Source organism: Leisingera sp. F5, assembly GCF_001593695.1.
In genome coordinates this window covers 1-24,498 of record NZ_LUKH01000001.1, presented here as the reverse complement: position 1 = coordinate 24,498, position 24,498 = coordinate 1, and the positions used below count along the sequence as shown (strand labels likewise).

17 protein-coding genes and 4 pseudogenes are annotated in these 24,498 nt (G+C 63.4%); 9 read left to right on the top strand and 12 right to left on the bottom strand.

Annotated elements, in window-relative coordinates:
* Positions 1–58: 58 nt before the first annotated feature.
* A complete protein-coding gene (locus A2I95_RS00105; protein ID WP_291726491.1) occupies positions 59–1,132 on the top strand; it encodes a BMP family ABC transporter substrate-binding protein in 1,074 nt (357 codons plus the stop codon).
* Positions 1,133–1,205: 73 nt separating this feature from the next.
* Here the strand turns inward: A2I95_RS00105 and A2I95_RS00100 are convergent, their stop codons facing one another.
* Positions 1,206–1,796 (bottom strand): hypothetical protein, encoded by a 591-nt coding sequence (locus A2I95_RS00100; protein ID WP_291726489.1) that lies wholly within the window; start codon positions 1,794–1,796, stop codon positions 1,206–1,208.
* A 132-nt stretch (positions 1,797–1,928) separates the two neighbouring features.
* Here A2I95_RS00100 and A2I95_RS00095 point away from each other — a divergent pair, with 132 nt between their 5' ends.
* The 3 genes from A2I95_RS00095 to A2I95_RS00085 are packed head-to-tail and all read left to right on the top strand — an operon-like array spanning position 1,929 to position 4,622.
* Positions 1,929–2,879: an aldo/keto reductase gene (locus A2I95_RS00095; protein ID WP_291726486.1), complete on the top strand. Its 951-nt coding sequence runs from the start codon at positions 1,929–1,931 to the stop codon at positions 2,877–2,879.
* A 4-nt stretch (positions 2,880–2,883) separates the two neighbouring features.
* Positions 2,884–3,954, top strand: coding sequence for an FAD-binding oxidoreductase (locus tag A2I95_RS00090; protein ID WP_291726484.1), 1,071 nt, complete (start codon positions 2,884–2,886; stop codon positions 3,952–3,954).
* Positions 3,954–4,622: a DUF938 domain-containing protein gene (locus tag A2I95_RS00085; RefSeq protein WP_291726482.1), complete on the top strand. Its 669-nt coding sequence runs from the start codon at positions 3,954–3,956 to the stop codon at positions 4,620–4,622. The genes A2I95_RS00090 and A2I95_RS00085 overlap by 1 nt, the downstream gene beginning before the upstream one ends.
* Before the next feature lie 18 nt (positions 4,623–4,640).
* On the opposite strand, the gene A2I95_RS00080 is transcribed toward A2I95_RS00085, so the two are convergent.
* A complete protein-coding gene (locus A2I95_RS00080) occupies positions 4,641–5,498 on the bottom strand; it encodes a LysR family transcriptional regulator (protein ID WP_291726952.1) in 858 nt (285 codons plus the stop codon).
* A gap of 99 nt (positions 5,499–5,597) precedes the next feature.
* On the opposite strand from A2I95_RS00080, the gene A2I95_RS00075 reads away from it, so the two are divergent.
* A complete protein-coding gene (locus A2I95_RS00075) occupies positions 5,598–6,188 on the top strand; it encodes an HD domain-containing protein (protein ID WP_291726480.1) in 591 nt (196 codons plus the stop codon).
* A gap of 135 nt (positions 6,189–6,323) precedes the next feature.
* Here A2I95_RS00075 and A2I95_RS00070 read toward each other — a convergent pair whose 3' ends face one another.
* The 6 genes from A2I95_RS00070 to A2I95_RS00045 form a co-directional block, all read right to left on the bottom strand.
* Positions 6,324–7,475, bottom strand: coding sequence for a M12 family metallopeptidase (locus A2I95_RS00070; RefSeq protein WP_291726478.1), 1,152 nt, complete (start codon positions 7,473–7,475; stop codon positions 6,324–6,326).
* Between the two features lie 577 nt (positions 7,476–8,052).
* Positions 8,053–10,563 (bottom strand): FAD-dependent oxidoreductase, encoded by a 2,511-nt coding sequence (locus A2I95_RS00065; RefSeq protein WP_291726476.1) that lies wholly within the window; start codon positions 10,561–10,563, stop codon positions 8,053–8,055.
* Between the two features lie 218 nt (positions 10,564–10,781).
* Positions 10,782–11,123, bottom strand: coding sequence for a hypothetical protein (locus A2I95_RS00060; RefSeq protein WP_291726474.1), 342 nt, complete (start codon positions 11,121–11,123; stop codon positions 10,782–10,784).
* A 541-nt stretch (positions 11,124–11,664) separates the two neighbouring features.
* Entirely contained in the window at positions 11,665–13,068 is a 1,404-nt protein-coding gene (locus tag A2I95_RS00055; RefSeq protein ID WP_291726471.1) for an FAD-linked oxidase C-terminal domain-containing protein, read from the bottom strand.
* A 133-nt stretch (positions 13,069–13,201) separates the two neighbouring features.
* The gene (gene ggt, locus A2I95_RS00050; protein WP_291726470.1) at positions 13,202–14,980 is read right to left on the bottom strand and encodes a gamma-glutamyltransferase; all 1,779 of its coding nucleotides are present in this window, start codon (positions 14,978–14,980) and stop codon (positions 13,202–13,204) included.
* 41 nt (positions 14,981–15,021) lie between these two features.
* Positions 15,022–16,008, bottom strand: coding sequence for a D-glycerate dehydrogenase (locus A2I95_RS00045; protein WP_291726468.1), 987 nt, complete (start codon positions 16,006–16,008; stop codon positions 15,022–15,024).
* A gap of 209 nt (positions 16,009–16,217) precedes the next feature.
* On the opposite strand from A2I95_RS00045, the gene A2I95_RS00040 reads away from it, so the two are divergent.
* Together A2I95_RS00040 and A2I95_RS00035 are read left to right on the top strand one after the other, a co-directional pair.
* Positions 16,218–16,715, top strand: a complete 498-nt coding sequence (locus A2I95_RS00040; RefSeq protein ID WP_291726950.1) for an SH3 domain-containing protein — start codon at positions 16,218–16,220, stop codon at positions 16,713–16,715.
* A 341-nt stretch (positions 16,716–17,056) separates the two neighbouring features.
* Positions 17,057–19,270 (top strand): NADP-dependent isocitrate dehydrogenase, encoded by a 2,214-nt coding sequence (locus A2I95_RS00035; RefSeq protein ID WP_291726466.1) that lies wholly within the window; start codon positions 17,057–17,059, stop codon positions 19,268–19,270.
* Positions 19,271–19,354: 84 nt separating this feature from the next.
* Here the strand turns inward: A2I95_RS00035 and A2I95_RS00030 are convergent, their stop codons facing one another.
* Positions 19,355–21,262, bottom strand: a complete 1,908-nt coding sequence (locus A2I95_RS00030; protein WP_291726464.1) for a methyl-accepting chemotaxis protein — start codon at positions 21,260–21,262, stop codon at positions 19,355–19,357.
* A gap of 522 nt (positions 21,263–21,784) precedes the next feature.
* Here A2I95_RS00030 and A2I95_RS00025 point away from each other — a divergent pair.
* On the top strand, positions 21,785–22,321 hold the full coding sequence (locus tag A2I95_RS00025; protein ID WP_291726461.1) for an ABC transporter substrate-binding protein: 537 nt from the start codon (positions 21,785–21,787) through the stop codon (positions 22,319–22,321).
* Positions 22,322–22,344: 23 nt separating this feature from the next.
* Here A2I95_RS00025 and A2I95_RS00020 read toward each other — a convergent pair.
* The 3 pseudogenes from A2I95_RS00020 to A2I95_RS00010 all read right to left on the bottom strand — a co-directional run.
* Positions 22,345–22,473, bottom strand: a pseudogene (locus tag A2I95_RS00020) (transposase); the annotation flags it as partial.
* A gap of 46 nt (positions 22,474–22,519) precedes the next feature.
* Positions 22,520–23,025: pseudogene (locus tag A2I95_RS00015) on the bottom strand (transposase); the annotation flags it as partial.
* Positions 23,026–23,341: 316 nt separating this feature from the next.
* Positions 23,342–24,280: pseudogene (locus tag A2I95_RS00010) on the bottom strand (IS110 family transposase); the annotation flags it as partial.
* A 25-nt stretch (positions 24,281–24,305) separates the two neighbouring features.
* Between A2I95_RS00010 and A2I95_RS00005 the strand changes: the two are divergent.
* A pseudogene (locus tag A2I95_RS00005) lies at positions 24,306–24,498 on the top strand (IS110 family transposase); the annotation flags it as partial.

Genomic DNA, 24,498 nt, shown 5'->3' with positions numbered 1-24,498 from the left:
GGGGGGCTTTTCACTGCCCCGGACCCGGGGCCAAAAATTCCAAACTGGGGAGAAATTGATGAAACTGACCAACCTTCTGACCAGCGCCGCGATGGCGCTTGGCCTCGCTACCGGCGCGGCAATGGCCGACACCACCAAAGTGGGCTTTGTCTATGTCGGCCCCGTCGGCGACGGCGGCTGGACCTATGAGCACGACCAGGGCCGCAAGGCGGTCGAAGCCGAGTTCGGCGACAAGGTCGAAACCGTCTATGTGGAAAACGTCGCCGAAGGCCCCGACGCCGAGCGGGTGATGACCCAGATGGCGCTGGAAGGCGCGGATCTGATCTTCACCACCTCCTTTGGCTACATGGACCCGACCATCAACGTCGCCAAGAAGTTCCCGAACGTGAAGTTCGAGCACGCCACCGGCTACAAGCGCGCCGACAACGTCTCGACCTATTCCGCCCGTTTCTATGAGGGCCGCGCGGTGCAGGGCACCATCGCGGGCCACATGACCGAAAGCAACGTGGTCGGCTACATCGGCTCCTACCCGATCCCGGAAGTTGTGCGCGGCATCAACTCTGCCTATATCCACGCCAAGAAGGTGAACCCCGACGTCCAGTTCAAGATCGTCTGGGCCTTCACTTGGTTCGACCCGGCGAAAGAGGCGGACGCCGCCAAGGTGCTGATCGAACAGGGTGCTGACGTGATCCTGCAGCACACCGACTCCACCGCGCCGCAGGCCGCCGCACAGGCCGCAGGCAACGTGATCACCTTCGGTCAGGCGTCGGACATGGCGGAATACGGCCCCAAGCCGCGTGTATCTTCGATCATCGACGACTGGGCGCCCTATTACATCGCCCGCACCAAGGCGGTGATCGACGGCACCTGGGAGTCGGTTGACACCTGGGACGGCATCGGCGCCGGCATGGTCGGCATCGGCGAGATTTCCGACGCGGTTCCGGCTGACGTGAAAGCCGCTGCACTGGAAATCAAAGAAACCATTGCAAACGGCTCCTACCACCCGTTCACCGGCCCGATCAAAAAGCAAGACGGCTCGGACTGGCTGGCAGAGGGCGAAACCGCGGACGACGGCACCCTGGCAGGCATGAACTTCTATGTCGAAGGCCTGGACGGCGACATCCCGCAGTAAGCTTCGCGTCACTCAATAATGAAAAAGGCCCGCCAATTGGCGGGCCTTTTTCATTCGGTGTCCCCGGCCCCGGTCAGGAACAGCGCACCGGCGCCGCCAGCCGCCGTACAAGCCCGCCGTCGCGTTCCGCCAACGGCGCACCGGTCACGGTGCAGCCTGAAATCTGCGCGGCATAGGCTGTCAGCTCCTGCAGCGCGGCACTGCCGCCGGTCTGCAGCCCGGCCTTAGGCATGCTGATGGCAAAAAGCACTGCAAAGCTGCTGCCATCCACGGTGACGATCCGGAACCGGGTCTGTGCATCCCCCAGATGGGTCTTTGCCGCATAGGGCGACTTGCGTTCAGACGCCTTATAGGCAATCGCAGCCCCGGCGGCTTCGCGGGCCGTCAGCCGTGCGCCGCCAGCCTGGAAACCCGCCGAATGGGCGACCAGCCATGGGGCGCCGGTGCGGGTCTTGTGCAGGCCCGGGCGCATCGCTGCATGGGGGGCCAGCTCAGCCTCAGCTGCTGCCCGGTAATCTGTGCCGCTTGCCCCGGTCTGCACCCCGGTCTGCCCTCCCGCCTGTGCGCTGGAACCTGCCCGCGTTGCCGACCAGTAATCGGGCTTCTCCGGCCCCGCACAGGCTGCCAGAAGCGCCGCCGCGCCGATCATCAGAAACTGTTTCACGTTTGCTCTCCGTAGCTTTGCCGCGCCGATCATGACAAGAAAACCGGGCCGCAATATGGCATCCGGCCCCGGGTTGCACGCAGAGTGCAAACCGTCTTTCCCTGCCTTCGCCCCTGTGCCACTCTGCGCGCCATGACCCAGACCGCACGCAAGACTCTGACCAGTTCCGATGGCACTCCCGCCAGCCGCTTTGCCTTTGGCTGCATGCAGTTCGGCGGCCGCGCGGATGAGGTGCAATCAGCCCAAATGTATGCCGCCTGCCGGACGGCCGGGATCAATCATTTCGACACCGCCTGGATCTATACCGGTGGCCGCTCGGAACAGATCCTGGCCCGCCTGATCCGCACCGAGCGCGACAAGCTGCTGATCGCCACCAAGGCCGGTTACACCGGCGGTGCCGGGGCCGCCAACCTGCGGGCCCAGCTGGACGGCAGCCGCCGGCGGCTGGGGCTGGAAATGGTCGATGTGTTTTATCTGCACCGGTTCGATCCGGAAACGGACCTTCGCGAAACCATGGACTGTTTTGCATCGCTCAAGGACGAGGGTGCCATCCGCTATGCCGCCCTGTCGAATTTTGCCGCCTGGCAGGTGATGGCGGCGCAAATGGCGGGCCTCGCCTCCGGCATCGCCGTGGACATCCTGCAGCCGATGTATTCGCTGGTGAAACGCCAGGCCGAGGTGGAAATCCTGCCGATGTGTGCCGACCAGGGCATCACCGCGGCGCCCTATTCGCCGCTTGGCGGCGGCTTGCTGACCGGCAAATACGCCACCGGCGGCAGCGGCCGCATCACCGAGGATGAAGGTTACCGGACCCGCTACGGGCAGGCTTTCATGCATGAGACCGCCCAGGCCCTGGCCGCACTGGCCGCAGAACGCGGCACCGACCCTTCCACCCTCGCCGTCGCCTGGGCCGCCGCGCATCCCAGCCGCCCGGTGCCGATCATCTCCGCCCGTACTGTCCAGCAGCTGCAGCCCTCGCTGGCAGCGCTGGATTTCAAACTGGACGCGGACCTTTACCAAGCAATTGCAGCGCTCAGCCCGCGGCCCGCTCCCGCGACCGACCGGCTCGAAGAACAGGATTAGACCCATGCAGGATTTCATCGTCATCGGCGGAGGCATGGCCGGCACCAGCACCGCTGCCCGGCTTGCACATCTTGGCAGCGTTACCCTGCTGGAGATGGAGGACGCGCTTGGCTACCATTCCTCCGGCCGCTCCGCCGCGCTGTTTGAGGAAAACTACGGCCACGGCCCGACCGTCACTCTGAACCGCGCCAGCGCCGCTTACCTGCGCGAAAACGGTTATTTGTCGCCGCGCGGGCTGATGCTGGTGGGCGCCAAGGATGATGCCGGCGGATTTGCCCGCGATGTGGACGAGCTGGGCATGGCCACGCTGGATTTGGACGAGGCCCGCGCCATGGTCCCGATCCTGAACCCGGAGACCGTCGGCTTTGCCGCCATCAGCGGCGCCGCCGAGGATATCGACACCGACCGGATGCTGCAGGATTTCGCCAAGGCACTGCGCGCTGCCGGCGGTCAGACTGTGACCAAGGCGCCAGTGACCGCCATCACCCGCATCAGTGGCGGCTGGCAGGTCGCCGCGGGCGGTGAGTCTTACAAAGCCCGCCAGCTGGTCAACGCCGCGGGTGCCTGGGCGGACAGGGTGGCGGCGCTTGCCGGTGTGGAAGCGATCGGGCTGCAGCCCAAGCGCCGCTCGATGGCGCGGCTGCCGGCGCCTGGCGGCCACGACGTCAGCGGCTGGCCGATGCTGCTGGGTGTTGGTGAAACCTGGTACGCCAAACCCGATGCAGGCAAGCTCTTGGTCTCTCCCGCAGATACCGACCCTGTGGACCCGCATGACGCCTATGCCGACGACATGGTGCTGGCCGAGGGTCTGGCCCGCTACGAGGAAATGGTGACCGAGCCGGTGACGCGGGTCGAAAGCAACTTTGCCGGGCTGCGCAGTTTTGTGGCCGACGGCACCCTGGTGCTGGGGCCGGACCCGGAGCAGCCGGATTTCATCTGGTGCGCCGCCCAGGGCGGCTATGGCATCATGACCGCGCCCGCCGCCTCGCAGCTGATTGCCGATCTGGCGGCCGGGCGCGCGCCTGCACTCGACGCCGCCGCAGTGGCTGCGCTGTCGCCTGCGAGGCTGCGCTGATGCCGGTGCGCTCTGTCCCCGGATCAGCCTCAGTCGCAGCGCCAGAGGGCGGCAAGCTGTTCGCCCCCGCCGCCGCCCGCAACAGCGGTGTGCTGTGCGATCTCTTGGCAGAGGTTGCCCCGCCGCAAGGCCGCGCACTGGAACTGGCCAGCGGCACCGGCCAGCATGTTGCGGCCTATGCCGCCCGCCTGCCCGGCCTGATGTGGCAGCCCAGCGAAGCGGAGGCGGCCCGGCTCGCCAGCATTCAAGCCTATGCCGATGAAGCGGGCCTGGCGAACATCGCCCCGCCCGTGCTGCTGGATGCAACCGCCCCTGGCTGGGGTGCCGATCACCCGGAGCAGGATTTGATCGTGCTGATAAATTTGCTGCATCTGATCAGCGAAGAGGAGACGAAGACCCTCATCGCCGAGGCCGCAGCCGCCCTCGCCCCCGGCGGGTGTTTCGTGATCTACGGGCCTTTCATGCGCGGCGGCGAGCTGACCAGCGAAGGCGATCGGAACTTTCATGCAGCCCTCCGCACCCATGACCCGCAGATTGGCTACAAGGACGATTTCGACACCATCGACTGGCTGCACGGCACCGGGCTGGAGCTGCTGCAGGCGGTCGAGATGCCCGCCAACAATCTGGCGCTGGTGGCGCAGAAATCCGGCGGCCTGACAGGAAACTGAAGTCCGGCGCCGGAATTTTCATCCCCAACCGTCTCCACGCACTTCCCGCAGCCCTTGCAGCACCTGGCGGATCTGCTCCAGCGCCGGGTTGTCAGGCAGGTACAGCACCTTGCAGCTCAGTTGGATTGGCGGCGCCTCCTCCACCCTGTGGATCTGCCCCGCCACCAGCGCCTCGGCTGCCATATAGGCCGGAAAATACCCCATACCGCCGCGCTTCATCAGATAGCGTAAGCCCATCGGCGCATTGCCCAAAACGATATGCTGACGGCTGCGCTGCGGCAGGACTTGCTGCACCTGCGCCGCATACGCGCTGCCGAACTCCAGGTTGATGAACAGGGGCAACGCGTCCCGTCCCAGCCGCAACCGCTGGTCCGACACCAGAACCAGCTCCTCCGGCGGCAGCTCCTCCACGCCCAGCCGTGTGCCTGCGGGAACCTCGTTCACAATTGCCAGATCCAAGAGCCTGCGCGCCACCGCTTCGCCCATGTTGAGACCGTGATCATAGTTCAGCGTGAACGGCACGGTTCCTTCTGCCTGTTCCAGCCAGACGGCCACATCGACCAGCAGCGGATCCCAAACCGACAGCTGCGCCCCCAGCCGCAGCGAGACCCGTCCCGCCAGGCTTTCCCGCAAATCGCCCGAGACAAACTCCCAGGTCCGCATCATCTGCTCGGCATAAGGCAAAAACTGCCGCCCCGCCGCCGACAGGCTTGTGCCGCCCGGACCGCGCTCGAACAGGCTGGCGCCCAGCGCTTCCTCCAGCGCCTTGATGCGGGCACTGACCGCGGTCTGGGTGATGTGCAGCCGCCGCGCCGCGCCGTGAAAACTGCCGGCGGCCTCGATGGCCAGAAAAGTCTCAAAGGCGTTGATCTGCATGCTGATCACTATTTCTGCTCGGATTGAGCAAATCAATTCGTTTTTCTGCTTATCCAGGTGCCGCTATCTTTTCCAGAGATCAACCAAAGGACCCGCGCCATGCTGGACAAAAGCCACAAGCCAACCTGGACCAGTTTCCAAGACGCCACCGCCGAAGACTGGGCCGCGGTGGAAAAATACGAGGAGGCTTACAACGCCGCCCTGCCCGACCGGATTCTGGATGCGATCCGCTCGCTGGACGAAGACTGGACCCCTTACCCGGTGAATCGCTACCAGCACTCGCTGCAGGCCGCGACCCGCGCCTATGAGGACGGCGCCGATGACGAAATCATCGTGGCCGCCCTGGTGCATGACACCGGCGATATCCTGTCGCCCTACAACCATGGTGAGTTGTCGGCGGCGATGATGAAACCCTATGTCAGCGAGAAAACCCATTGGATTCTGAAACATCACTGCGTGTTCCAGGGCTTCTATTACAACCATCATTTCGGCGGCGACCGCAACGCGCGGGACAAATACCGCGACAGCCCCCATTGGGAGGATTGCCGGTACTTCTGCGAAAAATACGACCAATGCGCCTTTGACCCGGACTACCCGACCAAGCCGCTGGAGTTCTTCGAGCCGATCCTGCGCAGGGTGCTGTCGCGCGGTTGGGGCCATATGGAGCTGGCTGAGACGGCAGAGGGGTAAGTTGAACAGCAGCAGCCCTGCCGCCGGGGCGGATCAAAACCAATAGGCTGCCCCGCGCGGCAAGCATTCAAACCGCTGATACACGCTGCGTGCCCAGGTTTTCTTCCCTGGGCACGCAGACCAAAACCCGTGCGTCTACCACATCATGACTGCCGTACCGCCTGCAGACCAGTCATAATAGAGGCGAATTCGCAGCGTATAGCTCCGGTCTTTTATCAGCCGAACGGTGAAACGGGCGTTGCGGTTAAAGCCGCTGTCATCGTCGCCCTCCACATAGACCGGGGTGCCGTCAATATCCTCAAACAGCACCATCACCGTGTCGGACCACCCGAAGGTTGAAAATGTGTAATCACGCGAATGGTCCGGGATCACTGCAAAATTCTTCTGCTCGCCGGGCATCAGGGTTAGCTGCTCGGATTTGAACGGGATGAGCTGCGGCAGCGCCGCCGCGCCGATTGGCGGATAGAAGCGGCGGACCACCTCCTTGTCCTTTTGCGAAAGCCCGGGTGCGGGCTCAAGCCCGCCGCGAAACTCCGGCGGCTGGTTGATCAGGCCCGCGGCAAAGGCATAGTGCATGACCGAGTCAGGGTCCCATTCCGTTCCGTCGACCGTCGCCGGGTCGAGTTTGTTCAGTATGTTGTGGTCGGTCGTTTCCTCGTCCCAGGGCGGGTTCTGCGTGCGGGCGAAAAAGTCGTACACCGCCTGGCGGTTCCAGACGATGCCTGCGTTGGGGTTTTGATGCTCGTGTTTCAGGCCGAGCGCGTGGCCGATCTCATGGATTGCCGTATCCAGCCCGTTCGGGCCGGCCTGGGTAATGTCCCAGCCGAAATTCATGGTGCGCTCCTGCTGGCCGACGCGCAGCGCCACCGTACCAATGTAGGACCATGAGCCATCGTTGCGGAGGAATCCGATACGCAGCTCGGCATCCCGGATATCGGTTACCTCGGTGAAAGTCAGGCCAATGTCCAAATCTTCCCAGACCTGGAACGCCTGCCTTACAACCGCCTGCTGGTCGCTGGCGCCGCCAAACAGCCCGCTGGAAAACAGGAAGTAATGGATGATTGTGCCATTGACCCATTTATCGCCGGTCGCCAATATCGCCCGCTGCCGGTCGGACGAAACTCCGGCATCAAATTCACGTTTTGGCAGCACTGGCAGCGAACAGACTTGGGGCGCATCGCCTGCGCGGCCATAGCGCTCCGGTTCCTGGCCTAGCCGTTCCTCCAGTTCGTCAATTCGGTCCTCCAGTTCCTCGATACGGCTGGATTGGGATTTGCGGGTGGCCATTTCAAACCTCCTTGTCGGACAATCGTTACTGGTATCGCAGTGCAGACCGCGTTCATTGAGCAGAGGCGGCAAGACACCTGGAAGCGGGGTTGCGGTCTCCTGTGCGGCAAGCTTCCCTGCACATCGTACAAGAGGTGGCGACAGGCATTGCGCAACATGGCTCGAAACGGGAGACACCACGGAAAAGCAATTTTTTCAGCGTCTTGCCCGTGAGCTTAGCTGCTGCGCAGCTGCATCGCGCAAAGGTACGTTTCAGCAATCACGCCGCGCCGTTCTGTGCCTGCACAGGTCGGGCAAACTGCGGAACTTGCGGTGCGGAGCTCCTGCGATCCGACAGCAATTGTATCACACTTTAAAAGGGAAATCATCTGCCCAAAGCACGCTTGATGCACTAAGCTGTCTGACACCCGGCATCAGAGGCAGCTACCAAGGCTGTCAGTGCCAGGCCGAACAAAAATACCCCGGCACTCAGGCCGGGGTATTTTGTTGTTTCCAGAGACAGATCAAGGCTCCGCCGCGATCTCCTTAAACCGTCCCCTGAACGGGTTTCCGGACCCCAAGAGGCCCGGACCGGAACTCACCCGTTCTGGCGGATGGTCTCGTTTTTCGGATCATAAGGGCTGTCGCAGGTCACAACCGCGTCCCACAGTTTGTCCTGGATCTTGACCTTCAGCTTGGTGCCTTCCACTGCAACCTCAGGCTTCACATAGCCCATGCCGATCGACTTCTCGAAGGCAACCGAGTAGCCGCCGGAGGTCAGACGGCCAACGCGGGTTGTGCCATCTTCAGCATAAAGTGCCTCGTGCCCCCAGGGATCGGCATCGCTCGGACCGTCGATCAGCAGAGTGCAGCACTTCACGCGCACACCGGTCTCAACCAGCTTGTCCTTGCCGTGGAAGTCCTTTTCCAGATCGACAAAGCGCGGCAGGTCGGCTTCGAGCGGGGTCGCGTCGCGGCCCAGTTCGTTGCCGAAGGCGCGGTAGGATTTCTCCTGGCGCAGCCAGTTCTGGGCGCGGGCACCTACCAGTTTCATGCCGTGCTTCCCGCCCGCTTTTTCCAGCAGGTCGAACAGGTAGTTCTGCATCTCCATCGGGTGGTGCAGTTCCCAGCCCAATTCACCGGTGTAGGCGACGCGGATCGCGTTGACCGGGCACATGCCCAGTTCGATCTGACGGGCAGACAGCCAGGGGAAGCGCTTGTTCGACAGGGCGGTTTCCGGATCGGCGTCGTTGATGATCTCTTTCAGAACGTCGCGCGATTTCGGGCCCGCAATGGCAAACACGCCCCACTGGGTGGTCACGTCCTGCACTTCGATGCGGCCGAATTCAGCTTCCTTGTCCTCGATCGCCTTCTTCAGGAAGTCGGCGTCGTACTCGGTCCAGGCACCTGCGGACACCAGGTAATACTCGTCATCTTTCAGGCGGACGATGGTGTATTCGGTGCGGGTGGTGCCGGCAACGGTCAGCGCATAGGTCAGGTTGATGCGGCCAACCTTGGGCAGTTTGTTGCAGGTGAACCAATCCAGGAACTGGGTGGCACCGGGGCCTTTGACTACATGCTTGGTGAAGGCGGTTGCATCCACCAGACCAACGCCTTCGCGGATCGCCTTGGCTTCGTCCACAGCGTGCTGCCACCAACCGCCGCGGCGGAAGGAGCGGGCGTCGTGGTCAAAGTTTTCCGGCGCGTCCAGCGGGCCATAGTAGTTCGGGCGTTCCCAGCCGTTGACCCAGCCGAACTGTGCGCCGCGGGCCTTCTGGCGGTCGTAGGCGGGCGCGGTGCGCAGCGGGCGGGCCGCCGGGCGCTCTTCGTCCGGGTGGTGCAGGATATAGACGTGCTCATAGCACTCTTCGTTCTTGCGGGCCGCGAACTCGGTGGTCATCCAGTTGGAGGAGTAGCGCTTGGGGTCAAGCGACGCCATGTCGATCTCGGCTTCGCCGTCCACCATCATCTGCGCCAAGTAGTAGCCGGTGCCGCCCGCGGCTGTGATGCCGAAGGAGAAGCCTTCTGCCAGCCACATGTTGCGCAGGCCCGGCGCCGGGCCGACCAGCGGGTTGCCGTCGGGGGTGTAGCAGATCGGGCCGTTGAAGTCGTCTTTCAGGCCGCTCTCGGCGCAGGAGGGCACGCGCTCGGCCATCGCCATGTACTGGTCGGCAATCCGGTCCAGGTCCAGCGGGAACAGGTCGGCGCGGAAGCTGTCCGGCACGCCGTGCTCGAACTGTGCAGGGGCACCGCGCTCATAGATGCCCAGGATCCAGCCGCCGCGCTCTTCGCGCGCATAGGACTCATTGTCAGCGTCGCGCACAACGGGGTGCTCCGGGTTGCCGGCTTCGCGCCATTTGACCAGCTCGGGGTCTTTGTCCATGACGATGAAGGTGTGCTCGACCGGGATGGCCGGCATCTTGATGCCCAGCATCTTGGCGGTGCGCTGTGCGTGGTTGCCCGATGCGGTCACGACATGCTCGGCGGTGATCACCACCTGCTCGTCGGAGGGGACGAGGTTGCCGCCCTTTTCGATCATCTTGGTGCAGGTGACTTCCCAGTGGGTGCCGGTCCAATGGAAAGCATCGGCCTGCAGCTTGCGGACGATGTCGACGCCGCGCTGACGGGCGCCTTTGGCCATCGCCTGGGTCACGTCGGCCGGGTTAATGTAGCCGTCCTCGGTGTGGTAGATCGCGCCCTTCAGATCGGAGGTCTCGATCAGCGGCCAGCGTTCCTTGATCTGGTCCGGGGTCAGCCATTCATAGTCCACATCGCAGGTTTCCGCGGTGGAAGCATAGAGCATGTACTCATCCATACGCTCCTGGGTCTGCGCCATGCGCAGGTTGCCCACCACGGCAAAGCCGGCGTTCAGGCCGGTTTCTTCTTCCAGGGTCTTGTAGAAATCGACCGAGTACTTGTGGATGTGGGTTGTCGCGTAGGACATGTTGAACAGCGGCAGCAGGCCGGCTGCGTGCCAGGTCGAGCCGGAGGTCAGCTCGTCACGCTCGATCAGCATGACGTCGTCCCAGCCGGCCTTGGCCAGGTGATAGGCAATCGAGGTGCCGACGGCGCCGCCGCCAACAACAAGCGCTTTGACTTGGGTTTTCATTCTCCGGCTCTCCAGCGTTGTGAGATTCTTGGATCCGGTTATGCCCGCGCATTAAAACCGGCGCAAAATCCAGCCGACGCAAAAACAGCCAAAACCGACCTTGCGCGCCACAGCATACAGGAATTTCGCGGCAGCCCTGCCGGAAACCGCGTTTTTCTGCGCAGACATAAGGGGGCGGTTGCCCCCAGCGGTTCCTTGATCAGGCTGGTTTGGTGCTGTCAGCAGTCCGCAACATTGCCGCGGCGGATGCAGACGGGCTGCGGCGCGTCTTCGCTGTTCTGCGCATCTGCAATCTGTTCACCGCCCGAGAGCAGGCTCTTGCCATAGCTGGCCGCCTCTCCCCAAACCGACTGCCCCTCCCCGGCAGCAAGCCCGGCGAGGCTGGTTGCCTCCTTGGCGGCACGGGCGCGGGTAAAGCGGTCCTGCAGGATGGTGCTGTAGTCGGTGGCGCTGAGATCGCCCCAATTCAACCCCGCGTCACGGGTCTGGATGTAGTAGTCATATCCGATCACCGCCTGGGTGCTGAACACCAGGATGCCCATTGCCTTTTTCAGTCCCATGCCGTTCTCCGGTTTTGCGAAACGCTCCGGCTTTATCCCAAATCAGGACCCGGCGCAGAATTGAGGCAGTATTCCGGCAATTCAGGGAAGAGCGCTATGCAATTGCTGCTGCCCGGCCAGGGCCACTGCCCTGCCGGTTGCAGCTGCATTCTGCCGGTGCTGATCCTTGGGTGCTGTCTGATGCTTTGATCGTCAGCAGTAAGGAGTGGCGGCGCCGCCAACAGGCGGAGGCGGAACGGGAGGTTCCTCCCGCACGCTGAAACTTGTCTCTGCGTGCCCTCGCCAAAGGGCCCTGTTCCAAAGTGCCGGGAGTGTCAGCCCCGGCGGTGACCGCGATCAGGGAAGATCATGGCAGAGCGGGTTTAAGATGCGGTGAGGCATGCGCGCGCCGGATGCGCAACACCTTGGCCCTGCGCCCCGGTGCCGCCGTCGGGCAGTGAGTATTTGAGAAAAGATGAAGAGGCAGGGTTGCGCTTCATCTTTTTCCAAATACTCAAATTCCGCCGCTGATCCAGCATGGACCGCAGGCGGTTCCTGCGGTTCACATCTCCAGAATCTTGCCCGGGTTCATGATGTTCTCCGGGTCAAGCGCGGCCTTGATGGCCGCCATGTAGCGGGTTGCCTCGCCCAGCTCCTTTTGCAGATACGGCCGTTTGCCCTGGCCGATGCCATGCTCTCCGGTGCAGGTACCGTCCATCGAGATCGCCAGATCGTTGAGCCAGCCGACATAATCATCCGCCTTCTGCCGCTCGATCCCGCTGTCCATATCGATCAGCAGCAGCGCATGAAAATTGCCGTCGCCTACATGGCCGACAATCGGCGCCATCAGTCCCATGCTCTCGGCTTTGTCCCGCGCAGCGCCGACGCATTCCGCAAGGCGGGAGATCGGCACGCAAACATCGGTGGAAATCCCCTTGGCGCCCGGGCGCAGCTGCAGGCTGGCCCAATACATGTCATGGCGCGCCTGCCACAGCTTGTTGCGCTCCTCGGCTGTTGAGGTTGCCGCTGCATCAAAGCCGCCGAATTCCTCGGCGATGGAGGTAAACATCTCCGACTGTTCCACCACGCCCGCGTCCGAGCCGTGGAATTCCAGCAAGAGCAGCGGGGTTTCCGGCAGGTCGAGGCCGGAATAGGCATTGGCGGCGCGCACGCTCAGCGCGTCCAGCAGTTCGATCCGGGCAACAGGGATGCCGTATTGAATGGTCATCATCACCGCCTGGCAGGCGTCGTCCACCGAGCGGAAGGAGCAGCGGGCGGAGCGGATCGCCTCAGGGATGCCCTGCAGCTTCAGGGTCAGTTCGGTGATCAGGCCCAGGGTGCCCTCACTGCCGACAAGAAGACGGGTGAGGTCATAGCCGGCCGAGGATTTCTTGGCCCGCTGGGCAGTGCGGATCACGCCACCGTCAGCCATCACCGCCTCAAGCGCCAGCACGTTGTCCTTCATGGTGCCATAGCGCACCGCGTTGGTGCCCGAGGCCCGCGTCGCCGCCATGCCGCCCAGCGAGGCATTGGCGCCGGGATCAATCGGGAAAAACAGCCCTTGGTCGCGCAGGTAAGTGTTGAGCTGTTCGCGGGTAACGCCCGGCTGCACCACCACGTCGAGGTCTTCGGCGTGGACGGCAATGATCCTGTCCATCCGCATCATGTCGATGCAGATGCCGCCTGCGGGGGCATTCACATGGCCCTCCAGTGAAGTGCCCGTGCCGAAGGGGATGACCGGCACGCCGTATTCGGCGCAAGTCTTGAGGATCTCCGATACTTCGTCTGCAGACGTGGGAAAGACCACTGCATCGGGCGCCTGGTTGGTGATCCAGGTGGTGGTGTGGCCGTGCTGCTCACAGATGGCCTGGCCGGTCTGCAGCTGGTCGCCGAACCGCTGTTGCAGCGTCTCGACGGCGGCGGCGATCCCGGCCTCGTTGCGCGGCAGTGAGGTGGCTTGCACCATGATAGGTCTCCTCGGGGTCAGGGCACAGAGCCCGGAACTTCACCTGTTAACCTACGCCCGGCACTTGCAGTTCAGCAATACCCAGAACCCCGTAGGGCTGCTGCCGCTCGGCCTGGCGGACGTGCGATACAGGCTAACCGCCCAGCGCGATCCCTTCACGCCTGGGGTCCGCAGCCCCCTTCAGCCCCTCGCCGATCTCTATCGCGTGCAGGCCGGAGGTCAGATCGCGGATATTGACCTCATACCCCATATCCGTCAGCGCCTCTTCCAGCCCCTCAGCGCTGGTGCCTGCCTCCAGATCATAGGTGCCGAACCGGTTGACCAGATGCGGCAGTGCCAGCGCCTGCTGGATGTTCATACCCCAGTCGGCCCAAGCGATGATCGACTTGGCCACATAGCCGATGATGCGGCTGCCGCCGGGGGAGCCGATGGCCAGCACTGGCTTGCCGTCCCTAAGCACAATTGTTGGTGCCATTGAGGAGCGCGGCCGTTTGCCCGGCTCCAGGCGGTTGGCGATGGGCACGCCATTGACATGGGTGCGGAAGGAGAAATCCGTCAGCTCATTGTTCAACAGGAACCCGCCTGCCATCAGCCGCGAGCCAAAGGCGTTTTCAATCGTCGTGGTCATCGACAGCACGTTGCCGTACTGGTCCACGATGGAGATATGCGAGGTCGAGGGCAATTCGATGGACTCGTCATCTGCCAGCAGCAGCGCATGATCGAACTCGGGCGCCCCCGGCGCCACCTCGGGCAAGGCATCATCGCCTTGCAGCAGCTCTGCCCGGCTGGCGAGGTAATCCGCTGCCACCAGCCCGTGCGCCGGCACTGGCACAAAATCGCTGTCCGCCATGTAGCGGCCCCGGTCGGCAAAGGCGAGCCGCGAAGCATCGCCGATCAACCGCCAGGCCTCGGCGCTTTCGGCCCCCAATGCGGCCAGATCATAAGAGTTCAGCATCCCCAGGATCTGCCCCACCGTCAGCGCGCCGGAGGACGGCGGCCCCATGCCGCAGGCCTCGAAATCGCGGTAGGCGGCGCAGACCGCCGGGCGTTCCCTGACCTGATAGAGCGCTAGATCGGTGGCCGACAAAACGCCCGGGTTGCCCTCGGCGGTGGTGACGGTGCGGACGATCTCTGCCGCGATAGGACCGCTGTAAAACGCCCCTGCCCCGCCCTGGGCTAAGGCCCGCAGGGTGGCGGCATAGTCCGGGTTCAGCAGCATGGCGCCTTCGGCAATGGGTGCGCCGTCCGGCAGGAAGTAATCAGCGGTGGCCGGGAACCGTTCCAGCCGCTCTGCATCGTCGGCCACCAGCCCGGCCAGACGCGGAGAGACGGAAAAACCTTCCTCAGCCAGCCGGATCGCCGGTTCAAACAGCGACGGCCAGTTGGCGCGGCCCCAGCGCCGGTGCGCCGCTTCCAGCAGCGCAGGTGTGCCCGGCGTGCCGACGGACCGGCCCCCGACAACCGCATCAAAGAATTTCAACGGCGCGCCGTTTTCATCCTGAAACAAGAGTGGCGTAGCATCCAGCGGCGCAGTCTCGCGCCCGTCCAGCGTGGTCAGCTCTCCCGTTGCAGCGTCATACCAGACAAGGAACGCACCGCCGCCAAGGCCTGAGGACTGCGGCTCCACCAGGCCCAGTACAGTCTGCACCGCCACCATCGCATCCGCCGCGCTGCCGCCTGCGCGCAGCACAGCTGCGCCAGCTTCAACAGCGTGCGGATTGGCAGCAGCGACCATCCAGTTTTCGGCGTCTACCGGCAGGCCTGCGGACTTGGCCTCCAGCGCGGCGGCGGTTTCCGCCGAGAGTGACTTAAACGTGCCGGCGGTTGCCCCCTCAGGAGCCACAGCGTCGGCGGCCTCCTGCGCGGCGGCACTGCCGGCGCCGACGATACAGGCCAGAATCAAGTGTCTCATGGAAAAGTCCTTTCTCAAATTCCGGCCCGGAGCCCGGGCAGTTACAGCATCGACGGCACCACCTGATCCGGCGGGCGGTGGCCATCCTCAAAGGTCTTGATATTCAACAGCACCTTCTCGCCCATCTCGATGCGGCCCTCGATGGTGGCCGAGCCCATATGCGGCAGCAGCACCACATTGGGCAGCTCGCGCAGGCGCGGGTTGATGTCGGTGCCGTGTTCATAGACGTCCAGGCCCGCGCCCGCGATCTCATCAGACCGCAGCATCCGGGTCAGGGCGTGTTCATCGATCACCTCGCCGCGCGAAGTGTTCACGATCACAGCCGAAGGTTTCATCAGCTTCAGCCGCCTCGCATTCATCAAGTGAAAGGTGGAGGGCGTCGAGGGGCAGTTGATGGAGATCACATCCATCCGCGCCACCATCTGATCGAGGCTCTCCCAATAGGTGGCTTCCAGTGCGTCTTCCGTCTCCGGGCGCAGACGGCGGCGGTTGTGGTAATGGACTTGCATGCCGAAGGCGGCGGCGCGTTTGGCCACGGCCTGGCCGATCCGGCCCATGCCGAGAATGCCCAGCCGCCGCCCGGCAATCCGCCCGCCCAACAGTGCTGTGGGCGCCCAGCCCTGCCAGTCGCCTTTTTGCATCACCGCCAGCCCTTCGGGCATGCGGCGCACCACCGCCATGATCAGCGCCATCGCCATGTCGGCGGTATCATCGGTCAGCACGCCGGGCGTGTTGGAGACCAAAATGCCGCGCTGGCGGGCGGTGGATACATCAATATGATCGACGCCCGCGCCGTAGTTGGCAATCAGCCGCAGCCGCTCACCCGCCTGACCCAGGATCCCTGCATCAATGGTATCGGTGACCGTGGGCACCAGCACATCGGCATCCTTCACCGCCGCGGCCAGCTCGGCCCGCGTCATCGGCGCGTCATCCTCGCGCAGGCGCACATCAAACAGCTCGCTCAGCCGCGTTTCCACAGGTTCCGGCAACCGTCGCGTAACAACAACACTCAGTCGGTCTCTTGGCACTTGCGCTCTCCCTTGGGCTTTTCATTCCGCACGCCTCCATGGCATCGTGGCGCAGGACGCGGACGGGCACAAGAACCCAAGCGCAACTCCCTTGCCGCTGGCCGGAAATTTCCCGGCCAGGGCAAAAGGGCGGGCAGAACACCGGAACAAGAGGCTGGGCCTGACCCGGCCGGGCAAAAAGAGGCGAGCAGGCAGTGAAAAAAGCGGCAATGGCAATGCGCCATCTGGCAGCGGCAGCGGTATCCTTGGCGCTGGCGGGGGCTGTGTGCGCCGCTGAATCCCGCGGCCCTGTCACAAACCTGCCGCTGCCCCGCTATGTCTCGATGAAGGCGGCCAAGGGCAATGTGCGCCGCGGCCCGTCGCTGACGCACAAGATCGACTGGGTGTTCAAACGCCGCGGCATGCCGCTGGAAATCACCGCAGAATACGGCCACTGGCGCCGGGTGCAGGACCGCGAGGGGGCCGGCGGCTGGGTGCATTACGCACTGCTGTCCGGTGTGCGCACGGTGCTGATCGAAGAAGACATGCTGACCGTGCATTCCCGCCCGGACAGCCGCTCACCGGTATCCGCCGCCTTCGAACTGGGCGTGGTGGCCCGGCTTGGCGAATGCGGGACCAGCTGGTGCGAGATTTCGGCCGGCGGCTACAGCGGCTGGGCGCCGAAGAAAAAACTCTGGGGCGTCGCCCCGGACGAGCTGCGCGAATAACCTCCAGTTCCCTATATCCTTGCTGCTCTTTCCCGCTTCTCCTTTTCAGAAATACTCCGGGGTGAATTGGGCCAAAGGCCCAAGAGGGGCAGCGCCCCTCCTGACCGGTCCCTTCCCTGCCCGAAACCCAAAGCCGCGGCAATCCGCGCGGGGTGCAGATGCGCCAAACCATTGCACCCGCAGCAATCGTGTTCTACATGGGGGCCATACCATTGGCTGCCAGGCCGGGTTCCGCCTATTTTCAAGGCGCCGCCGCGGCAGCACCGGAATACCCGAAACCGGCGCGGCTTGTCCGTGCTGATGCTCAATAAGCCTCCGAGATCGCTGAAAGGTTGTGGAACATGGCAGAAAATCAAACCCCGGACATATTGTATACCATTGTAGACGAAGCGCCCGAACTGGCCTCGGCATCCTTCCTGCCGATCATTCGCAAGTTCGCTTCGGCCGCTGGTGTTACCGTCGGCACCAAGGACATTTCGCTGGCCGGCCGCATCATCTCCGCCTTCCCGGAAGGTCTGGCCGCAGAACAGCGCCAAAGCGATGATCTGGCCGAGCTGGGCCAGCTGGTGAAGACCCCGGACGCCAATGTCATCAAGCTGCCCAATGTCTCGGCCTCGGTGCCGCAGCTGGTCGCCGCCATCACGGAGCTGCAGGGTCAGGGCTATGCCATTCCGGACTACCCCTATGAACCCTCCACCGAAGCCGAAAAGGACGTCCGCGCGCGTTTTGACGCCATCAAAGGCTCGGCGGTGAACCCGGTTCTGCGCGAAGGCAACTCCGATCGCCGCGCCGCCAAGGCAGTGAAGAATTTTGCCCGAAACAACCCGCATTCGATGGGCGCATGGTCGGCAGACAGCAAGACCAAAGTGTCGTCAATGCCGGGCAACGATTTCTATGCAAACGAGAAATCCGCCACCATCACTGCAGATCAGGCCGGCGCTGCGAAAATCGAATTCGTCGCCAAGGACGGCGCTGTCACCGTGCTGAAAGACGGCTGGCCGCTGGAAGACGGCACCGTGGCGGACGCCACATTCATGTCGGTCAAGGCGCTGGCGTCCTTCCTGGGCGAAGCGATTGCCGACACCAAATCCGACGGCACCATGTTCTCGCTGCACATGAAGGCCACCATGATGAAGGTCTCCGACCCGATCATCTTTGGCCATGCGGTCAAGGCCTGGCTGGCGCCGGTGTTTGACAAATTCGGGGCTGAACTGGACGCACTGGGCGTGAACCCGAATTCCGGCCTGGGCGATCTCTTGGAGCGGGTGAAGGACAACGCTGAAATCACCGCCGCCATCGAGGCCGTGCGCGCCGAGCGCCCGGACATGTATATGGTGGACAGCGACAAGGGCGTCACCAACCTGCACGTGCCGTCCGACGTGATCATCGACGCATCCATGCCTGCGGTGATCCGGGCCGGCGGCAAGGGCTGGGACCAGAACGGCAACAAGGGCGACACCAACTGCGTGATCCCTGACCGCTGCTATGCCACCGTCTATGACGAGACCATCAGCTTCTTCAAAGCCAACGGTGCGCTGGACGTGACCACAGCAGGCGCCGTGGCCAACGTCGGCCTGATGGCGCAGAAGGCTGAGGAATACGGCTCCCACCCCACCACGTTCGAAGCCCCCGCAGACGGCACCATCCGCATCGTGCTGGCCAGTGGCGACACGCTGCATTCGCATGACGTTGAATGCGGCGACATCTGGCGCGCCTGCACCGTCAAGAAGGCGCCGATCGAGAACTGGATCCTCTTGGCAATGGACCGCCAGCGGCTGACAGGCTCCGAGGCGATCTTCTGGCTGGACGAAGCCCGTGCCCATGACGCCGAGCTGATCAAATACGTTCAGCCCGCGCTGGAGAAGGCAGGCGTTGCGGACAAGTTCCAGATCATGGCGCCGCGCGAAGCAACCCGTCAGAGCCTGGAAACCATCACTGCAGGCAAGGACAGCATCGCCATCACCGGCAACGTGCTGCGCGACTACCTGACCGACCTGTTCCCGATCCTGGAGCTGGGCACCTCGGCCAAGATGCTGTCGATCGTCAAGCTGATGCAGGGCGGCGGGCTGTTTGAAACCGGCGCCGGCGGCTCGGCCCCGAAACACGTTCAGCAGCTGGTTGAGGAAAACCACCTGCGCTGGGATTCTATGGGTGAATTCTGCGCGCTGGGGGAAAGCCTGAACTTCCTGGCCGACAGCAAAGGCAACGCCCAGGCCGGCGTGCTGGGCCGCGCGGCTGAGGACGCGACCCAAGGCATCCTGGACCACAACCGTTCACCCTCGCGCAAGGTGGGCCAGCCGGACAACCGCGACAGCCACTACTGGTTTGCCCGCTATTGGGCCGAGGCCCTGGCAGCCCAGAGCGAAGACGCAGGTCTGGCGGCGCATTTCAAACCCATCGCCGAAGAGCTGGGTGCAAAAGAAGAGCAGATCCTGTCCGAGCTGGCCGCGGCTCAGGGCCCGGCGGCCGACATTGGCGGCTACTACCGCCCGAGTGCCGAGCTGAAGGCCAGGGTGATGCGCCCCTCGGCCACGCTCAATGCGATCATCGGCTGACCTATCCTGACAGACCGAAACAAAAAAGACGCCCGGGGAATTCCCCGGGCGTCTTTTTTGTTTCAGCAAACGGTGGCAGATGGATTAGAAATCCTGCCACATATTCTTAGCCGCATTGCCACCGGCCGCGGCAACAGGCTGCGGGGCGGGCTGCGGGGCGGCCTGTACGTCCCAATCATCGCTGCCATGGGCAGACGGCACAGATGCCGGTGCGCTGGCCGCCTGGGCAGGCACCGCCGCCATACGGCCGCCGGGGATCTTGAAGTGCGCCACCAGATCGCTCAGCTTGGAGGCGTCTGTCTTCAGCAAATGGCCCGCCGCAGTGGCCTGTTCCACCATGGCAGCGTTCTGCTGAGTGACCTGATCCAGCTGGGTGACACCCGTGTTGATCTCATTCAGACCGGTGGACTGCTCGGCAGCGCCTTCGGCAATGCCGGAGACCAGCTGCGAGATGTGGCTGACCTGCGAAACGATGCTTTGCAGCGCGTCTCCGGCCTTACCCACCAGATCAACACCACGGGCAACCTGCCCAGAGCTGTTGCCGATCAGGGTCTTGATCTCCATCGCCGCATCCGATGAGCGCTGCGCCAGCGCCCGCACCTCCGATGCCACCACCGCAAAACCGCGGCCCGCCTCGCCTGCGCGGGCGGCCTCAACCCCGGCGTTCAGCGCCAACAGGTTGGTCTGAAACGCGATATCGTCGATTACCGAGATGATCTGCGAGATATGCGCCGAGGATTCCTCAATCTCGGTCATCGCGGCCACCGCGCTTTGCACAACTTCGCCGCTGGTGCGGGCTTCGCCCTTGGCGTCTTCCATCGTGGCCTCGACACTGCGGGCGCCCTCCGCCGCAGATTTGACCGAAGCGGTCAGCTCATCCAGGGCGGCGGCGGTTTCTTCCAGCGTCGCGGCCTGGCTTTCGGTGCGGTGCGACAGATCATCCGAGGCCTGGCTGATCTCAGCCGCGCCGTTGCGGATGCTGCCAGCCGCGGCAATCACCTGTTCCACCGTGGTGCTGAGGTTCTGCGCGGTTGTATTGAAATCCTGGCGCAGCTGTTCGTAGTCCTCGGGGAAGGTTTCTGTGATCTGCGCGGTCAGATCCCCCTGCGACAAGGCTGACAGTTTACCGCTGAGCACACCCACAACTTTGCCGCGTTTCTCGTTGCGCAACTGCTCGGCCTTTTCCAGATCTTTCTGGCGGATCAATGCCTGGCGGAACACATCAAGGCTTTGGGCAATCTCCCCCAGCTCACTGCGCGCATCGGCGGAGGGGATTTCACTGTCGGTGTCGCCATCGGCCATCGACTGCATACGGGACTTCAGTCCATTCAGCGGGCCAGTGACACTGCGGGTGATGAAATAGGCGGCAATCGACAGCGCCACCAGGCTGATCCCCAGAATGATCAGCGCCTCCTTGCGCATCAGTGCCACGTCGGCTTCGATATCCGAGACATAGGCACCGGTGCCGACAATCCAGCCCCAGGGTTCATAGGCCTGCACATAGCCGATCTTGGCTTCGATCACCTCGGAATCCGGCTTCTTGAAGTAATATGTAAGCTCCCCTGCCCCTTTGGCGGCGGCAATTTTTTCCAGCTCCTGGAAAACCTTCATGCCCGTCACATCCTCGTAAGCGCCCTGGTTGGTGCCATTCCAGGCAGGCACGACCGGATGCGCCTGAACCACCAGATCATGGTCGAAGACAAAAACATAACCTGCATCGCCGAAACGCAGAGCCGTCAGCCGCTCTCGGCCGATGTCCCGGGCCTCCTGCTCGGTGAAGCGGCCGGATTTCACACCTTCTTCCAGATCGCGCAGCAGGCTGACTGCGGTGTCTGTGACGTTGTGCAGCTCTGTATAACGCATTTCATAGGCGTTTTTGACGGATTGCGACAGCAACAAGAACGTCAGTACAGCAGTCAGGCTGAGTGCAAGCGCTGCCAGCGCATAGATACGGACAGGCAGACGGTACAGAAAATTGGGAAGTCGGAGCATTCGTGCGGAACCTTCATTGCGGGCATGTTGCTGGCAGGTTTAGGCTGCACTCTCTAACAATTCCCTAGCCGGATGCAGCTTTCTGCCGCATTCCGCAAAGTTCATGCCGTAATCCGGATGAGCCCCCCTGGAACTCACTCCATTTTCGATCCTGGCTTCCTGCAGCCTCTCGGAGCGCGGGAGGGCACCAACCGGTCCCTTTAACCGGCCCGGTTCCCGGGCAGAAATTGTGAAGTTCAGGTGCCCGCAGCTGCGTCAAAGGCGGAAAGACAGCTCGTGGCTGACTGCATATTTTTGGGTAACATTTTGAAAATTTTGTGAAATTCAGGAAACAAAAACACTACAGCCTTCTCTAAAACCTATAAATCAAGGCGCAGCGGTAAATGCACGAATACGGCCGCTGGTCCGGCTTTTCCGCGTCACGAATATTTCACTCAATCCGGCAATTTGCGGCGGCAGGCAATCTCGCCGCCACTCTTTCCAGCCGGCCACGCCCCAACATAGACCCATGAGAAAGCCGCTTTGCTTTCTGCTGCCATCGCTCAGGCCAGTACCGCAACCGCAGCTGAAACGCTGCGCATCCTGCACGAGCTGGGATTTGGCAGATCTGCGCCGATGGACCCGATCTCTCCGCAGCGCTATTACGAAGCCATCCAGAACGTCTATTCCCGCCTGGTCCGCCAGGGCGAAGACGGCCGCCCTTCTGCCGATCTGGCGCTGGAATGGCCGGCCACTCCTGACGCCAAGGAATGGATCTTCAGGCAACGCCCGGGCGTGACATTCCACTACGGCAATGCCTTCACCGCCGGGGACGTCGCGTTTTCACTGATGCGCACCCAGCCGGAAACCATCAACAGCCCGACCAAAAGCGTGATGGGTATCATCGACCATGCCGAAGCCGTTGCCCCCGACTGTCAAAGTCGTTCTGAAGGACAGCCACCCAGACTTTCCGCTGCTGACTATGGGCTACTGCATCAAGATGCTGGACAGCCGGGGCCTGCGGCGGTGATCCGGGTGCGCCATGCGAAAGCGATGTCGGCACCGGCCCGTTCGAGCTGATCAACCTGGACGCCCCGTTTGACAATCCGCGCGGCCTCCGGCACCTCCAAGCCGCCATACTTGGACTTCAGCTTGTAAAAGGCCGCCAGGCTCAGGCCGTGCCGGCGGCTCAGCTCTGCTGCCGAACGCTTGAACTCCTGTTCTTAGATCATCCCCCTCCTGGCAGATTGCTCCGCGATCGCCTGCCGGGCAGTGGATGCGGCGTTTGGGGCCTCCATGCTTGCGCGCGTTCCATTCGCCTTCGCCTTCGGATTTGATGCCAGTGCTGTCCCCTGCCCGGCAGGCGGTGCAAGCACCGCCGGGAGGGGATCAGGAGGGTGAGCGGTCCAGTGCCGCCCCGATACGGCAGGCTGGCGTTCACCGTCTGTCGCCTGCGGCACAGCGTGCTGAAATCCGGCCCCTGCCACTCCAGCCCGGCCAACCGCAGAAGGCTCTGCACAAACCGTTCGCCAGCGGGATCGAACCAGTGCCGCCGTCACTGGTTCACTCTTCCGCCGGGGCATCCCGAACAGAGCTTTCAAAGTCAGGCAGGTCTGAACCGCGGCATCGCCGAAGCGCTGCTGCCGGCTCCGTTTGCCACGCGGCGGCGGTGTTCAAATCATCCCGGGATCAAACCGGGCCGGCAAGGGCCCGCGCCGCTTCAGCGCATCAATGCAATCCTGCCGGTTCGTCGTCTTGCAGGCCGTGGGGTTCCAACTGCTCATGCCGCCAAGCTACCATGCTGGAGACACGGCATGAATCCCATCAGGAGATTTGTGCAGCATGTATAACCGCCCTTTGCGCAAGAGGGTTTGGGAGCAATTTGGCGCGGTGCCGGGTGCTGACATGTATCCGGCACCGTGATGCGGTCATCGTCATGCCGCGGGCCCGCATGGTGTTCGCGGGCCGGAACCAAATCAAAGCCGCGTGCTCGATGGCACTCTGTCGCACTCTGGTTCTGCCGGCCCCGTCTTACGACCGTTGCGTCAAGCGGCTCTCGGCCCTCCTCCGCTCCGACGGCCTCGCGACCGCTGGCGGACCTTACGCCGCCATGGCCGGAGCCCGGTAGATCTCTCCGCTCTTCATCAGCGCCCAGACGATCCGCGCCATCTTGCTGGCGAGGGCGGCCCGGACCAGCATCGCCGGCTTCCGCTCCAGCATTCCCGCCAACCACGCGCCCGGACGCGCCGAAGCGTGACAGTGCCGCTTGATGATAACGCTGTTGGCGCCGATGATCAGCAACGGGCGCAGAGAGCGCTCGCCCATCCACTGCCCGGCAGGGCATTGCGGCACGCAATGTCCCGGGAGGGCCGTCGTGGCGCCGGGCCTCTGCTTGCGGCCTGTCGAGTGCTGCCGCGGCGTGAGGCCGAGCCATGCCGTGAAGTCTCGCCCCTTCCGGAAAGCTTCTGGCGGCGGAGCCAGCGTGGCGATAGCCGTGGCGATCAACGGGCCTATGCCCGGGATCGTCATCAGGCGCCGGGCAACCTCATCCGTCTTGGCGCGCCGGTCGTTCCCGGCATCCAAGGTCTCGATCTGAGCGTCGGGCTGGGCAAGCGTTGCAGTCAGGACGGTCAGGGAGGCCCGCGCCGAGGCGGGCAGGCCCGCGTCCTCGTCCGCGGCAAGGGCGGCCAGGCGCCGGGCATTCGCCGCACCCTGTGGCACGGCCCAGCCGTACTCGGTGAGGTGTCCGCGAAGCGCGTTGATGGCCTGGGTCCGCTGCCGGATGAGCAATTCTCGGACACGGAAGATGCTGGCCGCCCCTTGCGTTTCCTCGCTCTTCACCGGCACGAAGCGCATGTTCGGTCTCTGCACCGCCTCGCAGATCGCCTCGGCATCCGCCGCATCATTTCTTTGCCGCTTGATGAAGGGCTTCACATAGGCGGGCGGGATGAGCTTGATGCCGTGGCCGAGCTTGGCCAGCTCCCGGCCCCGGAAATGCGCGCCACCGCAGGCCTCCATCGCCACCAGGCAGGGCGGCAACTTTCTGCAAACAGGAGAAGCAGTTATGAAGTCGAAGAAGCCTGAAAACACTGATGAAATCGCAGTCATTGGCGTGGATACCGGCAAGGAGACCTTCCATCTGGCCGGCTTTGATCACTCCGGGCAGCGCGTCTTGCGCAAGAAGATCAAGCGTTTGGCACTGAAGACCGCCTTTGATAATTTGCCCCGCTGCGTCGCTGGCATGGAAGCCTGTATGA

What these genes read in the sequence shown, in the direction of transcription:
- A2I95_RS00105 (WP_291726491.1), top strand. Translation starts at nt 59, where the DNA reads ATGAAACTGACCAACCTTCTGACCAGCGCCGCGATGGCGCTTGGCCTC.
- A2I95_RS00095 (WP_291726486.1), top strand. Translation starts at nt 1,929, where the DNA reads ATGACCCAGACCGCACGCAAGACTCTGACCAGTTCCGATGGCACTCCC.
- A2I95_RS00090 (WP_291726484.1), top strand. Translation starts at nt 2,884, where the DNA reads ATGCAGGATTTCATCGTCATCGGCGGAGGCATGGCCGGCACCAGCACC.
- A2I95_RS00085 (WP_291726482.1), top strand. Translation starts at nt 3,954, where the DNA reads ATGCCGGTGCGCTCTGTCCCCGGATCAGCCTCAGTCGCAGCGCCAGAG.
- A2I95_RS00080 (WP_291726952.1), bottom strand. Translation starts at nt 5,498, where the DNA reads ATGCAGATCAACGCCTTTGAGACTTTTCTGGCCATCGAGGCCGCCGGC.
- A2I95_RS00075 (WP_291726480.1), top strand. Translation starts at nt 5,598, where the DNA reads ATGCTGGACAAAAGCCACAAGCCAACCTGGACCAGTTTCCAAGACGCC.
- A2I95_RS00070 (WP_291726478.1), bottom strand. Translation starts at nt 7,475, where the DNA reads ATGGCCACCCGCAAATCCCAATCCAGCCGTATCGAGGAACTGGAGGAC.
- A2I95_RS00065 (WP_291726476.1), bottom strand. Translation starts at nt 10,563, where the DNA reads ATGAAAACCCAAGTCAAAGCGCTTGTTGTTGGCGGCGGCGCCGTCGGC.
- A2I95_RS00060 (WP_291726474.1), bottom strand. Translation starts at nt 11,123, where the DNA reads ATGGGACTGAAAAAGGCAATGGGCATCCTGGTGTTCAGCACCCAGGCG.
- A2I95_RS00055 (WP_291726471.1), bottom strand. Translation starts at nt 13,068, where the DNA reads ATGGTGCAAGCCACCTCACTGCCGCGCAACGAGGCCGGGATCGCCGCC.
- ggt (WP_291726470.1), bottom strand. Translation starts at nt 14,980, where the DNA reads ATGAGACACTTGATTCTGGCCTGTATCGTCGGCGCCGGCAGTGCCGCC.
- A2I95_RS00040 (WP_291726950.1), top strand. Translation starts at nt 16,218, where the DNA reads ATGGCAATGCGCCATCTGGCAGCGGCAGCGGTATCCTTGGCGCTGGCG.
- A2I95_RS00035 (WP_291726466.1), top strand. Translation starts at nt 17,057, where the DNA reads ATGGCAGAAAATCAAACCCCGGACATATTGTATACCATTGTAGACGAA.
- A2I95_RS00030 (WP_291726464.1), bottom strand. Translation starts at nt 21,262, where the DNA reads ATGCTCCGACTTCCCAATTTTCTGTACCGTCTGCCTGTCCGTATCTAT.